Genomic DNA, 13,677 nt, shown 5'->3' with positions numbered 1-13,677 from the left:
CGTCAGGCACCGGCTCGCATCGCGACGTCGCCCGGCCGGATCCCGCCAGAGGCCGCCGGGCGCACGGCACGGTCGTCGGGAGCTGGCTGCAGCACACCGGCGTGCACGAGCTCGTCGATCTGGTCGTCGGCCAGGCCGAGGACCGAGGCACAGATCTCCCGGGTGTGCTCGCCCTGAAAAGGGGCTGGGCTCAGGTCCGGGTCGGGAATGCTGGAGAACCGCGCGACGCGCGCGTTCGCCGGCATCGGCACCGGCAGCGCGTCGTGCCGCAGCGTCGCGAACGACTCCCGCTCGACCAGCTGCGGATCGGTGAGCTCTTCGGGCAGACGCAACATGACCCCCGCCGGGACGCCCGCGGCCTGAAGCTTCGTCATCACGTCCCGCGGTGGATGCCGCCTTGTCCAGGCGGCCACGACGGCGTCCACCTCGGGCCGCCGACGGGCACGTGCCGCCGCGGTGCGGAAGGCCGGCGCGTCCGCGAGATCCAGGCGACCGACGACCTGGCAGAGCCGCAGCCAGTCGTCGTCACCACGGACGGACACGACGCACCATTCGTCCTCTCCGGCGCAGGGGTACACGCCGTCTGTCGCGTCGTCCGCGGCCAGGTGCGCACTGGCGCCCGGCTCCGGTCCGCCTTCGCCGACGAGCGACTGTGCCGCGAGCCGTGCGCCCAGCGCTACCAGAGCGGCGTCCGCCTGCGCACTCGTGACCGTCGCGCCGTGCGCGACGCCGCCGGCCGCAGCCGAGCGGAGGCGGCCGATCAGCGCGGCGAGCAGCGCGATGGCCGAGGCATACGCCGCGACATGGTCGGGATACACCGTCGAGCCGTCGCAGTAGGCGTCGTCGGAGCCCGGTACCCGCCACAGCGCCGAGACACCGGCGGAGGCTCGCACCAGCGGGCCGTACCCCATCCGTGCGTTCCACGGCCCCTCGCCACCGAAGGCGCTGCTGTCCGAGACGATGACCCCCGGGTTGATCGCGGCCAGCGCGTGGGGTGAGGCACCGAGCGCCTCCAGCGTGCCCGGCTTGAAGTTCGCGAGCACGAGGTCGGAACGCGCCACCAGTACCCGAAAGATCTCGGCACCGCGCGGGTCCCGCAGGTCGAGACCGAGGCTGCGCCTGTTGCGGTGGCCCCAGGCGAAGGAGGCGCTCATCGCGGCGCCGCTGCGCGACTGGCGCAGCCCGTCCGGGAACGCGGCGTTCTCAATCTTGATCACATCGGCGCCCTGGTCGGCGAACAGCCGGCCCAGCTCGGCGCCGAACACGATGACCCCGAGATCGAGCACGCGGATACCCGCCAACGGCCGGACCGGCCTGACTCCCGCGCCAGCCGCGGCACCCTGCCGGCGGACGGCCGGTGCGTCCGCGGCGGGCGCCGCAGCTCCCGCCGCGGCGCCGAACACGAGGTCGTTGTGCTCGCCCGGAAGCGGTGCGCGCCGACGGAAGCCGGCACGCTCGCCGTCGACCCGGACGTAGCCCGACGGGATCCTGGCCCGGGTGCCCGGCGCGACCTCGACGTCGACCAGCGCGCCGGTGACGGCGAACTGCTCGGTGGCGAGCACCTGCGCCGGGGTGAGCACCGCGGCGATCGGGATCCCACGCCGAGCGCCCTCGGCCACCAGCTCGGAGCAGGGCCGGTCGCGAAACAGCGCCGCGATCCGTGGATGCAGCCGGTTCGCGGCCCGGAACCGGGCGGGGATCGTGTCGAAGCGGGGGTCGGCGAACTCCGGCGGCTCCCCCAGCCAGCCGAACATCGCTCGCCACTGCCGCTTCGCGAGCAGGCAGAGCCGGACGTGGCCGTCGCGCGCGGCGAACACCGGATAGAAGTCGGCCGCGTCCGGGCGGTCGCGCGGGAAGTCCTCCGTCCGGCCGGCGGCCGCCGTGCCCTGCGTGCCGAAGGCCGGGTCGAAGCCGTGCACGACGGCCTCGAACGCGGCCAGGTCGACCAGCTCTCCGACGCCGGTCCGCAGCCGTTTGACATAGGCGACGAGCGCGGACCAGGCCGCGAGCACCGCCACCGTCGACGCCACCAGCCCGTCCGGGGGCAGCAGCGGCGCCTCGCCGGGGCGCCCGGACCGCGACAGCACCCCGCCGAGCCCGGCCAGCACCGCCTCGGTCGCCGACCAGCTCCGGTAGGGACCGGTCTGCCCGAAGCCGGTCACGGACACGACGACCAGGCCCGGGTTGCCCGCGAGCAGGTCCCGCGGCCCGAGTCCGAGCGCGTCGAGGTGCCCGGGCGGCGCCGACTCGACGACGATGTCCGCCCGGGAGACCAGTTCGCGCAGCCGGTCCCGGCCGGCCGGGGTCGCGAGGTCGAGCGCGACGCCGAGCTTGTTCGCGTTGCGCAGCAGAAACGGAAGGCTGGCGCCGGGCCCCGGCCCGGCCCGGCGGGAGGCCGCGCCGCCCGGCGGCTCGACCTTCACGACCTCGGCGCCCAGGTCCGCGAGATACCGGCCGCACCCGTCGGCCAGGCCGTCGGTCAGCTCGACGATCCGCACACCCGTGAGTGGAAGGGTCATGTGCTCGTCTCTCCGCCGCCGGCTCCCGGGGTTTCGGACGCCACTCCGGCCCGTGTCGAGACCGGCTCACCCGGCCGCGACGCGACCGCGAACGCCGGGAGCACCTCGCCGGCCGGCACCGCGAGCGGCTCGCCCGACCGGACGAAGCGAACCTCGACCTCGGTCCCGGCGCGCAGCCCGGAGGCGTCGGACTCGACCAGTCGCGCCAGCAGCCAGGGCCCCTCGGCGAGCTCCACGACGACGCTGACGTAGGGCACGGCGGCGGCGAGCGACGGCACCGGCGCCTGGTGCACGACCGCCCAGCTGACCAGCGTGCCTCGGCCCGACGCCACGACGTCGTCAAGACCGGCGGAGCCGCAGCTGGGGCAGGTTCTCGCCTCGGGCGCGAGCACGTCACCACTGGCAGGGCACCGGCGGACGAGCAGCTGGCCGCAGGCGGCGGCGTCGAAGAACGACGCGCTCGCGTCGTCCCGCCGGACCGCGGGAAACGCGGGACCCGCGGGACCCACGGCCGAATCCGGCCCGCTCACGACGCGCCCCGGCGCCGGGGGTGCGGACTGAGCACGACGGTCGCGTGGTGCTCCAGGATGCCGCCGTTGCCGCTGACCAGGATGACGTCGTTGCGCGGAGCCTGGCGCTGCCCGCCGTGGCCACGGGCCTGGATGACCGCCTCGGACAGCGGGGTCATCCCCCACATGTAATAGCCGGAGAGCTGACCACCGCCGGTGTTGCACGCGAGCTTCCCGCCCGGGGCGAGCCGGCCGTCGGTCACGAACGGACCGCCCTCGCCCTTGGCGCAGAATCCGTAGTCCTCCAGCGTGACGAGGACGGTGTAGGTGTAGCAGTCGTAGAGCTCGCAGATGTCGATGTCCTCGACGCCGACGCCGGCCATCCGCATCGCCTGGGGGCCGGACCGGGCCGCGGGCGTCACCAGGCCCCAGTCGGAGCCGGCAAGCATGCGACGGGGCTGGTGCGCCTGCCCGTAGCCCCACAGGTGCACCGGAGGCTGGCGGAGGTCCGCGGCGCGGTCGGCGGAGGTCACGACGACGGCCACCGCGCCGTTGGAGACCAGGCAACAGTCCAGCAGACGCAGGGGTTCGGCGATCCAGCGGGACGTCTGGTGCCGCTCGACGGTCAGTGGCTCGCGCATCGCGGCGAGCGGGTTGCCCGCGGCCCAGGCGCGCTGGGCGACGGCGACCTCGGCGAGCTGCTCGCCGCGAGTGCCATAGCGCTCCATGTGCCGGCGTGCGGCCAGCGCGTAGAGGATGTTCGGATTCGTGGCGCCGGAGGCGAGCTGCCAGCCGGCGAGTCCGGCCGGGGTGCCCGCGCCGGCTCCTGGCGCACCCCAGGCCGCTCCCGCTGGGCGCTTCGGTCGCAGGGGGGTGTCCGCGAAGACGCAGGCGACGGTGCTCGCGGCGCCCGAGGCGATGGCCTGCGCGGCCTGTGCCACCATCGCCCCCGCGCTCGCGCCGAACGCGTTGACCTGCGCGAGCAGACCGAGCGGCCCGGTGCTCAGCACGCCCGCGAGGCTGAGTCCGACGTCCTGGCGGAGGCCGCCGCTGACGAGCAGCCCATCGAGGTCGGCCAGGGCCAGGCCGGCATCCGCCAGCGCCAGCCGCACGGCCTCGGCGGCCAGGCTCGTCGACGTGCGGCCGTAGACCTTGCCGAGCTCGGTGATCCCCAGCCCGGCGATGGCCGCCGACTCCTGACCGGTCATCGTCCCTCCCAGCGCGGCTGGCGTTTCTCGGCGAACGCGCGGGCACCCTCGCGCGCGTCACGGCTGCCGAACACCTCGCGCACGGCTTCCGCGTTGATCTTCCAGACCGCGTCGTCCCAGTCGGAGCCGGCCGAGTAGGTCCGATGCACGACGCGCTTGCTCGCCTGTACCGCCAGGGGGGCGTTGGCGGCGATCCGCTCGGCCAGGTCCAGCGCCGCCGCGAGCGCCGTTCCCGCCGGAGCGACCAGGTTGACCAGGCCAAGTTCCAGGGCACGCGCCGCCGGGACGGATTCACCGGCCAGCGTGATCTCGAGCGCGATCTTGAGCGGACTCTGGCGCTGCAGGCGGATCACTCCGCCCGCCGCGGCGAACAGGCCACGGCGGACCTCTGGGAGACCGAGCGCGGCGGTCTCGTCCATCACGGCCAGGTCGCAGGCCAGGACGATCTCGGTTCCGCCCCCGAGGGCGAAGCCGTTGACGGCGGCGACCGTCGGCTTGGCCACCCAGTGTTGGACGAGGCCGGCGAAGCCCCAGTCGGGGTGTTCTGGTGCGTCCACCCGGTTGCCGCTGGCGATCTCCTTGAGGTCGGCGCCCGCGCAGAACGCCCGGCCGGCCCCGGTGACGACGACGACCCGCACGTCCGGGTCGTTCGCGGCCCGTTCCAGGGCGGCACCGGCGGCCGTGGCGAGCGCGGAGTTGACGGCGTTGAGGGCGCCGGGACGGTTCAACGTCACGACGGCGACATGTCCGCGTCGCTCGAAGAGCGCGGCATCCGCGCCGGCTCCGGTCGCGGGGGCGCTGGGGGCCGCGTCGGTCGTCAAGGGTGCGCCTTCCTCGTCGAGGGGCGAGCTGGGTAGGAGGTCGGCGCGGGAGTTCCGGACCGGATCGGGCCTCGTGACATGACGATGAGGTCCCCGCCCACGGTCGGGTCAGAGCGACCATTGAAAACCTACAGGCTATAGGTTAGAAGCGGTTCGCCACGGCCGTCAACAGAATCCTCCGAACGGAGCGCGGCTAGCCGGCGTCGACCAGCAACCTAACCCCAATAGGCTACGGGCGCACCTTATTGTCGATCTCTGTCGACAGCCAGCCCGGCCGGGACACCGCGGACCCTACGGGTCACGAACCGCTCGCCCCAGGTCGGCGCAGCGCCTAGTGTGCCTAGACCACCACGGCCACGACCGCCAACGGGGTGTTGACGGGAGGCGGGCGATCGCTACCCTAAATGTTATAGGCAACTTTCGCCATCATACGCCCGGGCCCTTCCGGTGCTGAAAAACGTTCCCGTGCCGGCAGAGGAGACTCATGGCTACGTCGATCATGTCGGCCTTTGACTGGTGGGCGCGGACCGCGCCCGAACGAACCGCGCTGGTGTTCGGCGAGGACACCGTCAGCTATCGGTTATTAGCCGCGTGGTCGAGCCGGGTCGCCGCCCGCCTCGCGGAGGCCGGCGTCCGCGCCGGTGACCGGGTGGCCGTGGCTGGCGACAACCGCGCGCCCTGGGCCGCCGCCTCGCTTGGTGTGCTGCGCGCCGGGGCCGTGCTGGTTCCCGTCAACCCCCGGCTCGTCGGAGCGGAGGTCCACCGGGTCCTCGGCGACTCGGCGGCCGTCGGCGTCCTCGCCGACGACTCCGTCGAGGTCGCGCTGAAGGACGCGGGCGAGCGCGGCGGCCGGTTCTGGACGATCGGCCTGGACGAGGTGGCGGCCCTGCGGGACGGCCCCGCCCAGGACCACGTCCGGATCGACGTGGATCCGGCCGACCCGGTCGCCGTGCTGTTCACCAGCGGGTCCACCGGCGTGTCCAAGGGCGTGATCTGCACGAACCGGTCGCTGCTCGACATCGTCTTCGAGGCGTCGCTGCGCGAGGACGGGCTTGGTACCGGCGTACGAACCCTGCTGGTACTGCCGCTCTGTTTCACCCCAGGCCTGGTCTACGGGCTGGTGATGACGGGCGTCCTGGGTGGCACCCTCGTGGTGGAGAACGGATTCGACCCCTCGAAGGCCGTGGGCCTGCTGGAACGGCACCGGATCCAGGCCGTCTTCGGTGTTCCCCTGATCTACGAGTCGATGGCCCGGGCACCGGAGTTCGGCGACGCGGACCTCTCCGCGCTGAACTCGGCGATCGTCGGCGGCGCGGCGGTCTCGATGCCGCTTTTGCGGGCCTGGGCGGCGAAGGGCGTCAGCCTCCGCCAGATCTATGGCATGACGGAGGCCGGCGGCGTGGCCACGGCGAACCTTCCCGACGAGGCGCAGACACATCCGGACTCGTGCGGGGTCGGTTCGGTCTTCACCGACCTCAGGGTGATCCGCGCTGACGGCGCCGAGTGCGCGCCGGGCGAGCCGGGCGAGATCGTCGTGCGCGGCCCCGGCGTCACCCCCGGCTACTGGAACGACCCGACGACGACGGCGACCGCGCTGCGCGACGGCTGGCTGCACAGCGGCGATCTGGGTACCCGGGACGAGTCCGGGCGCATCCGGTTCGCAGACCGGCTCAAGGACCTCATCATCTCCGGCGGCATCAACATCTCGCCGGTCGAGATCGAGCTGGTCATCGCTCAGATCCCCGGCGTCGAGGAGGTCGCCGTCATCGCCGCCCAGGATGAGAAGTTCGGCGAGACTCCGGCGGCCATCGTGCGGGTCAGCGCCGAGGTGGACGAGGCGGCGATCGTGGCGGCCTGCGTGTCACAGATGGCCGCCTACAAGGTTCCGCGCTACGTCGTGGTCCGGGAAGCGCCGCTACCGCGACTCCCGAATGGGAAACTCGCGAAACCCGCCATCCGCGCCGAATACGCCGACGTCGAGCGGCGGTACGCCAGAGTCCGCTGAGCCGGGCAACAGGAGGTGATGCGGGCCGAAGACACGAGACGTCTCTCCGGCCCGCATCTACGTTGTGAAGACAATCTCCGGGCGACGGAGCGTTACTGGTTCACCGGCAGTTCTTGCGGCGCCACCACCGCGGGATGCTCGGTCGTCGTGGCCTCCCCCGCGGTGACGCTGTCGACCCGGCGCGGCCGGTCGCGGCCGCGGCCCTGCTGGCGCCAGACCGCGAAGGAGACGGCGATCAGCAACGCGAGTCCGTTGAACATGTCGGGCAGCCACTGGACGCCGGTGACGAGCTGAAGCCCCTTGATTCCGGTCGCCAGCGCGTACAGCGCGATCAGCGTCCCCCACACGTTCACGTGGCCCGGAGTCAGCTGGGTGGAGCCCAGGAAGACGGCGGCGAAGGCCGGGAGCAGCAGCGCACCGCCGAACGTGAGCGACGGTCCCGACAGGGAGGCGTAGAAGACCCCGGCCACGCCGCAGAGGGTGGCCGAGGTGATCAGTGCCAGCCAGGTCCACCGGCCGGTGCGGACGCCGGAGAGCCGGGCGGCCTCCGCGTTGCCCCCGACGGCGTAGAGGTAGCGGCCGGCGGGGGTGCGCGCGAGACCCCACCAGGCCACGACGGCGATGGCCAGCATGTAGAAGACGATGACCTGGAAGCCCAGGACCTCGTGCTGGGTCAGGGAGCCCCAAGCCGTGGAGCTCGGCGGCAGTGGCTGGGCCTGTCCGGCCGTGATGGCCTGGAAGGCACCGATGACGGACGCGCTGCCCAGGGTCGCGATGAACGAGTTGACCCGGCACACCACGACAAGGAAGCCGTTCACGGCACCGATCAACGCACAGAGCGCGACGGTCGCGCCGATCGCGGGCCACATCGGCCAGCCATGGTTGCTCTGCAGAACGGTGACCATGATGGTCGAGAAGTTGACGGTCGCCCCGACGGACAGGTCGTAGGCGCCGCCGGCGAGCGGCACGAGGACGGCGATCGCGACGATCGCGGCGATGGCCTGCTGGGCCGCCACCGCGTGCAACGTCCCCGCCGTCAGGAAAAGCCGTGGGACCCAGATCGCGAAGACCGCGATGAACAGCGCCCACAGGTACAGCCCGCTGAACCTGTCGAGGCCGAGGCCGGGGAGTCGGCGGGAACTCATCAGGTCGTCCTTTCGGCGGCGAGCGCCGCCCTGTTGACCGCGGGAACCGACAGGGCCTCGCCGGAAAGCTCCGCCACCGCGTAACCGCCCCGCAGGACGACCACCCGGTGGCACAACGCCACCAGCTCGTCGACGTCGGCCGAGCTCACGACGACGGCGGCTCCGTCGCCGGCGGCGGCCACGATCTGCTGGTGAATCTGCGCCTTCGCGCCGACGTCGACGCCCTGCGTCGGCTCGTCGAGAAGAAGAACGCGCGGGCGGCACCGCAGCCATTTGGCCAGCAGCACCTTCTGCTGGTTACCCCCGCTGAGGGCGGCCAGCGGGAGGTGAACCGCGGCCGCCGGCCGGACATCCAGCTTCGCGAACCAGGTTCGGGCCACCGCCCGCTCCTCGCCCAGCCGCAGGAACGGCGGGCGCCACAGTGGCCCCAGGTCGGGAAGGGTCAGGTTCGCGGCCGCCGTGAGGCTCATGATCCCGCCGTGCGTCTTCCGGTTCGCCGGCAGATAGGCGATGCCCGCGTCGATGGCGCGACGGGGATGTCCCGGCCGCAGGGACACGTCGTTGACACTCACGTCGCCGCGCTCGGTGCGCAGCATCCCGAAGACCGCGGCGAGGGCGCTCTCCCGGCCGGACCCGGTGAGACCGGCGATCCCCACCAACTCGCCGGCCCGGACCTGGACGGACAGTGATCGAAGCGGCCCGGCCGCGACGTCGCTGACCTTCAGGACGGCGTCCGCCCGCGGTGCTGGCAGCGCCTGGGACGAGGTGTGCGCCTCGTCGAGCTCACTGCCCAGCAACTGGTTCACCAGACGGCCTCGGGTCAGGTCGGGCACGGGGGTCGTCGCGACGACCTGCCCGTCGCGCAGGACGGTGGCGACGTCGGCCACGTCGAACACCTCGTCGAGGTGGTGGGTGACGTACAGGACCCCGGTGCCCGCGGCGGCCACCGCGCGGACGATGTCCAGCAGGTGGTGCACCTCGTCGTCGGGGAGCGTCGCGGTCGGCTCGTCCAGCACCAGCAGCTCCACCTCGGCGGCGCCCGGGCGCAGCGCGCGAGCGACTGCCAGGCCGGTCCGGACGGCAGGGCTCAGGCCCGCGACGGGCTGGCGCGGGTCCAGGTCGAGCCCGATGCGGGCCAGGTCCTCCCTGGCCGCGCGCAGCAGCCGCGGCCAGCGGATGGTCCCCCACCGCGCGGGGAAGCCAGACGTGAGGAAGAGGTTCTCGGCGACGGACAGGCTGTCCACCAGGCCGAGGTCCTGGTGGACGAACCGGCACCCGTGGGAATCGGCGATCGTCGGGTTGCCGAACGGCAGCGGTCGACCGGCGACGAGAACCCGGCCGCCGGGGTCGGGCCGGTGATAGCCGGCCAGTATCTTGATCAGCGTCGACTTCCCCGAGCCGTTCTCGCCGAGCAGCGCGTGCACCTGGCCGCGTTCGACGGTCAACGCCACGTCGTCGAGCGCCACGGTGGGCCCGAAGGTCATCCGCAGGTCCGACACCTCCAGCACCCGAGCACGGCGGCCCGGGATCTCCCGGGCCGCCGCGTCGGAGGTACTGGTGCTCAACCGAGGCCCCACAGCTTCCTGAACTGGGCCACGTAGTCGCTGGGCGCGTCGACCGAGTCCTCGGGCTCCGTGATCGTCGCCTTGGTCAGCAGCTGGTAGGGCGTCGCCCCGTCGCCGTCCGCGATCGGCATCTTCTGCGCGTAGCGAAGCGCGACGTCGACGGCCTTCCAGGAGGTGATCTTCAGGGGAATGTTGACGAACGCCGTCTCCGTGCCGGCGAGAATCGCCTGCTGATCGACGCTCGTGGGATTGATGCCGACGATGTGGATACCCGAGCGCCCGGCGGCCTTCGCGGCCGGGACGAGCCCGGCGGTCCATTCACCTTCGACGGTCACGACATAGTCGATCGACGGGTCACGCTGCAGCGCCGAGACGACTGCCGGCACTACCCCGTTGCTTGCCGTCTGGGCGAGGGTGATGTCCACCTGCTTGACCGAGCAGCCCGGGCAGGCGGACGCGACCTGGCTCGAGAAGTCCCCGGTGAACTGCTTGAACGCTCCGATGTCCGGAACATTGAGGACCAGTGCCTTGCCACGGCCGGCCGAGTTCGCGACGAAATAGCTCGCGATGGCCTTCGCCTGGGCGGTGATGTCGGCGGGCCCGTTGAGGCTGCCCGCCGGAACCGCGGGGCTCTTGCTGGTCTCTCCGGCCCCGACCGGGATGAGCGGCACGCCCGCGGCGGCGAAGGCGGCGACCTGGCTGCCCCAGACCGCCTCGGGAAGGCCGGCGAACGAGACACCGACCGGTGGCGGGCTCAGCGTGAGGGCCTGCTGCATTCCGGCGATCAGAGTCGCCGGGTCGGCCGACTTGATCGGTATGGACTTGAAGCCCAGGCCCGCCGCGCTCGCCGCCTCGCTCATGTTCTTGTTGAGGATCTGGCACAGCGCCAGCTCGCAGGACAGGTAGACGAAGGTGCCGCCGGTCGGCGCCTTCGTGAGGCGGTCGGTCACGCCGAGCGACGTCGGTGGCTTCAGCAGCTGGTCGACCACCGCCTGGGCGCTCGCGACGGCGGCCGGCGCCGATGCCGACGAGCCGGCGGCCGGTTGCGTACCCGCGCTGGAGCCGGAGCTCCCGCACGCGGCTGTCGCCAGCATGAGCCCGGCCAGGGCCCCCACGGCAAAGGCCGATCGTAATCCGGCTCGCGGTCGTCGTAGCCGGTCATGCCTGGTGCGCGGTTCACTCATCTGCGTTCTCCGGGTATAGGTGCGGCGGACGGCCGAAAGGCTGCAGGGAACACGGCGGGGACACGGCCGCCGGTGCGTGGAGACGATGGCTCAACAGATTGACCGGCGATCGAACCTAAAGTATTTAGGCTGGCGAGCCTACAGGACTCCCGATCGCTGTCAACACCATGAGCACCCACCTAGGGCGAAGATCGAGACGCCGGCCGCGACGACCTGAGATAGGCCGTCGCCCGAGGCCACTCACTAGGCCTCGGCCCCGAGCCGGCAGGCTGCGTACGCCCGCCGCACGACGCCAGGCCAACGCGTCGACAGCACGTTCGACACCGGTTGACCAGGTGGACTAAATCCTTTAGGTTGTCGGCGTCGGTCGCGCCGGCGTGTCGGGCGGGCCCATCAACATCGCACCGCGGGCTGACTTACCCCCGCGTTTCTTCTTCCTGGAAGGACTCCGCCATGCCTAGGCTGCGGGACAAGGTCGCTGTCATCACCGGGGCGGGATCAGGCCTGGGCCGGCAGGCGTCGCGGCTGTTCGCCGCCGAGGGCGCCAAGGTCGTCGTCATGGACATCCTCGGCGACCGTGCCGAGGAGACCGTCAAGTTAGTGACGGGTGACGGTGGCGTCGCCGTCGCGGTACAGGCGGACACCACCCAGGAGGACGACGTCGCGCGCACGGTGGAAACCGCGCTGAGCGAGTTCGGCAAGCTCGACATCATGTGGGCGAACGCGGGCATCGTCTCGCGCGGTGGCGTCCCGTCCGTCCTGGGCGGCGAACAGCTCGCCTTCCAGGACTTCCCGCTGGAGGACTTCCACAAGGTCGTCGGCGTCAACCTCGTCGGGCCGTTCCTGTGCGCCAAGCACGCGGTGGGGCCCATGCGCGCGAACGGCGGCGGCGTCATCCTCATGACGTCCTCGGCGGCGTCGCTGGCGGCCTACCACAGCATCTCCCCGTACATGGCGACCAAGGCCGGCGTCAACGGTCTCGTGCGCGGCCTCTCCCTCGACCTCGGCAGGTTCGGGATCCGGGTCAACGCCCTCGCTCCCACCCACGGCATGTCACCGAACTTCCTCATGGAGCAGGGCACGCCCGTCGTCGGCCAGTCCTACGAGGAGGTCGCGGGCCCGTGGGACCCGAAGGTCTCGCCGATCCCGTTGAAGCTCAACCGGCCACCGTCCCTGCTCGACAACGCCCACGCCGCGTTGTTCCTGGTCTCCGACGAGTCCGCCTACGTCTCCGGCGTGATCCTGCCGGCCACCGACGGCGGCACCCTCTCGCGGGTCGCCATGCAGTTCCCGGAGGACCTGCCCGAGTCGTCGGTCTGACGAGGTGCCTTCCGCGCACACCTCACCCTCACCTCGTCGTAGTAGGCAAGGACAGGAGCGACGCTGACATGACGACAATTCCTGCCGCGGTCCCGGACAGACTGCGGGTGGACTTCGACATCTACGACCCGACGTTGGCCGCCCCGGTCGACGTCATGCAGAAGACGATGGCCGGGCTCGCGGCTCGCGGACCCGTGGTCTGGTCCAGCGCGTACGGCGGGCACTGGGTCGTCACCGGCTATGCCGAGGCGCACAGCGTGCTTCGCGACCATGAGACCTTCTCCAGCTGGCCCAACAACCTGGTGCTCAGGGACGCGGGCGTCCCGATGATCCCGCTCGAGATCGACCCGCCGGACCACACGGCGTTTCGGCACGCGCTCCAGCCGCTGTTCGCCCCGACCCGGATGCGCGCTCTCGAAGACGAGATCCGCACGATCGCCGCTGATCTGATCGACGGCTTCGCCTCCAGTGGCGGAGCCGAGTTCGTAGCCCAGTTCGCCCACGAGCTGCCCACCCGCGTGTTCCTCGCGCTGATGGGCTGGCCGCTCGATGACGCCCCGATGTTCACCACGGCCACCGACGCCATCCTGCTCGGCGTGCCCGGCGGAACCGAGGAGGAGTCGAACGCCGCCAGACTGCAGGCGCAGCAGCAGCTCTTCGGCTACTTCGCCAACGTCCTCGCGGCCCGACGGGGCGGCACCAGTCCCGACAGCGACATCACGGCCGCGATCATCGAAACGCCCGTGCCCTTCTCGGACGGGCCCAGGCAGCTCACCGATGCCGAGCTGTGCAACATGTTCTTCCTTCTGCTCGTCGCCGGGCTGCACACCGTCCAGGGCTCGCTGGCCTGGAGCCTCGTGCACCTGGCCGCCCGCCCCGACCAGCGACAGCGCCTCCTCGACGACCCGAGTCTCCTCAAGGGAGCCGTCGAGGAGCTGCTCCGGATCGAGGCCGCCGTGGCGATGGGCCGACGGGTGACCCGCGACACTTCGCTCGCCGACGTGGAGCTCAAGGCCGGTGACCAGGTGCTCGTCCTGCTCGCCGCGGCCAACCGGGACGAACGCGAGTTCGACGAGCCCACCGAGGTGCGCATCGACCGGTCGCCCAACCGGCATCTTTCCTTCGGCGTCGGGGTCCATCGCTGCCTCGGGTCGCACCTGGCTCGCATCGAGCTACAGGTCGCTCTGGAGGAGCTTCTGCGCCGGATTCCGGACTACCGCCTCGACCCTGACCGACCGGTTGTGTCGCACGGCAGCCAGGTTCGCGGCGTCGTCCAGCTGCCGATCCTCTTCACCCCTGAGCCAGCCCTCGCGGCGACCACGTCCTGAACCTCGCTGCCGACGGGGGGGGGGGCGCGCCCGGCCGGCGGCCCGCGCGGGGGGGGGGGGGGCGGGCCCGCGG

The 13,677-nt window shown here is 72.0% G+C and carries 10 protein-coding genes; 3 read left to right on the top strand and 7 right to left on the bottom strand.

Features of this window, described 5'->3' with window-relative positions:
- Positions 1-2 precede the first annotated feature (2 nt).
- Genes I6A60_RS19320 through I6A60_RS19305 form a run of 4 tightly spaced genes read right to left on the bottom strand, consistent with a single transcriptional unit; the run spans position 3 to position 5,057 of the window.
- Positions 3-2,519 (bottom strand): CaiB/BaiF CoA-transferase family protein, encoded by a 2,517-nt coding sequence (locus tag I6A60_RS19320; protein WP_203014196.1) that lies wholly within the window; start codon positions 2,517-2,519, stop codon positions 3-5.
- Entirely contained in the window at positions 2,516-3,028 is a 513-nt protein-coding gene (locus I6A60_RS41795) for an OB-fold domain-containing protein (RefSeq protein WP_307873755.1), read from the bottom strand. Before I6A60_RS41795 ends, I6A60_RS19320 begins: the two co-directional genes overlap by 4 nt.
- A gap of 17 nt (positions 3,029-3,045) precedes the next feature.
- A complete protein-coding gene (locus I6A60_RS19310; protein ID WP_203014190.1) occupies positions 3,046-4,236 on the bottom strand; it encodes a thiolase family protein in 1,191 nt (396 codons plus the stop codon).
- On the bottom strand, positions 4,233-5,057 hold the full coding sequence (locus tag I6A60_RS19305) for a crotonase/enoyl-CoA hydratase family protein (protein ID WP_203014187.1): 825 nt from the start codon (positions 5,055-5,057) through the stop codon (positions 4,233-4,235). The genes I6A60_RS19310 and I6A60_RS19305 overlap by 4 nt, the downstream gene beginning before the upstream one ends.
- A 484-nt stretch (positions 5,058-5,541) precedes the next feature.
- Between I6A60_RS19305 and I6A60_RS19300 the strand changes: the two genes are divergently transcribed.
- On the top strand, positions 5,542-7,062 hold the full coding sequence (locus I6A60_RS19300) for a class I adenylate-forming enzyme family protein (RefSeq protein WP_203014184.1): 1,521 nt from the start codon (positions 5,542-5,544) through the stop codon (positions 7,060-7,062).
- Positions 7,063-7,154: 92 nt separating this feature from the next.
- Here I6A60_RS19300 and I6A60_RS19295 read toward each other — a convergent pair whose 3' ends face one another.
- From I6A60_RS19295 to I6A60_RS19285, 3 genes are read right to left on the bottom strand one after another with little or no spacing between them, the layout of a single operon-like run.
- Positions 7,155-8,207: an ABC transporter permease gene (locus tag I6A60_RS19295; protein WP_203014182.1), complete on the bottom strand. Its 1,053-nt coding sequence runs from the start codon at positions 8,205-8,207 to the stop codon at positions 7,155-7,157.
- Entirely contained in the window at positions 8,207-9,772 is a 1,566-nt protein-coding gene (locus I6A60_RS19290) for a sugar ABC transporter ATP-binding protein (RefSeq protein ID WP_238435778.1), read from the bottom strand. The genes I6A60_RS19295 and I6A60_RS19290 overlap by 1 nt, the downstream gene beginning before the upstream one ends.
- A complete protein-coding gene (locus I6A60_RS19285) occupies positions 9,769-10,887 on the bottom strand; it encodes a sugar ABC transporter substrate-binding protein (protein WP_307873754.1) in 1,119 nt (372 codons plus the stop codon). The genes I6A60_RS19290 and I6A60_RS19285 overlap by 4 nt, the downstream gene beginning before the upstream one ends.
- Before the next feature lie 522 nt (positions 10,888-11,409).
- Here I6A60_RS19285 and I6A60_RS19280 point away from each other — a divergent pair.
- Both I6A60_RS19280 and I6A60_RS19275 read left to right on the top strand, forming a co-directional pair.
- Complete coding sequence (locus tag I6A60_RS19280) at positions 11,410-12,276, top strand: SDR family NAD(P)-dependent oxidoreductase (RefSeq protein ID WP_203025359.1); 867 nt, start codon at positions 11,410-11,412, stop codon at positions 12,274-12,276.
- A gap of 68 nt (positions 12,277-12,344) precedes the next feature.
- The gene (locus tag I6A60_RS19275; protein WP_203025358.1) at positions 12,345-13,604 is read left to right on the top strand and encodes a cytochrome P450; all 1,260 of its coding nucleotides are present in this window, start codon (positions 12,345-12,347) and stop codon (positions 13,602-13,604) included.
- The last annotated feature ends 73 nt before the right edge of the window (positions 13,605-13,677 follow it).

It is taken from the genome of Frankia sp. AgB1.9 (assembly GCF_016786355.1).
Lineage (GTDB): Bacteria > Actinomycetota > Actinomycetes > Frankiales > Frankiaceae > Pseudofrankia.
This window is presented reverse-complemented; position numbering and strand designations above follow the sequence as displayed.

What these genes read in the sequence shown, in the direction of transcription:
- I6A60_RS19320 (WP_203014196.1), bottom strand. Translation starts at nt 2,519, where the DNA reads ATGACCCTTCCACTCACGGGTGTGCGGATCGTCGAGCTGACCGACGGC.
- I6A60_RS19310 (WP_203014190.1), bottom strand. Translation starts at nt 4,236, where the DNA reads ATGACCGGTCAGGAGTCGGCGGCCATCGCCGGGCTGGGGATCACCGAG.
- I6A60_RS19300 (WP_203014184.1), top strand. Translation starts at nt 5,542, where the DNA reads ATGGCTACGTCGATCATGTCGGCCTTTGACTGGTGGGCGCGGACCGCG.
- I6A60_RS19295 (WP_203014182.1), bottom strand. Translation starts at nt 8,207, where the DNA reads ATGAGTTCCCGCCGACTCCCCGGCCTCGGCCTCGACAGGTTCAGCGGG.
- I6A60_RS19280 (WP_203025359.1), top strand. Translation starts at nt 11,410, where the DNA reads ATGCCTAGGCTGCGGGACAAGGTCGCTGTCATCACCGGGGCGGGATCA.
- I6A60_RS19275 (WP_203025358.1), top strand. Translation starts at nt 12,345, where the DNA reads ATGACGACAATTCCTGCCGCGGTCCCGGACAGACTGCGGGTGGACTTC.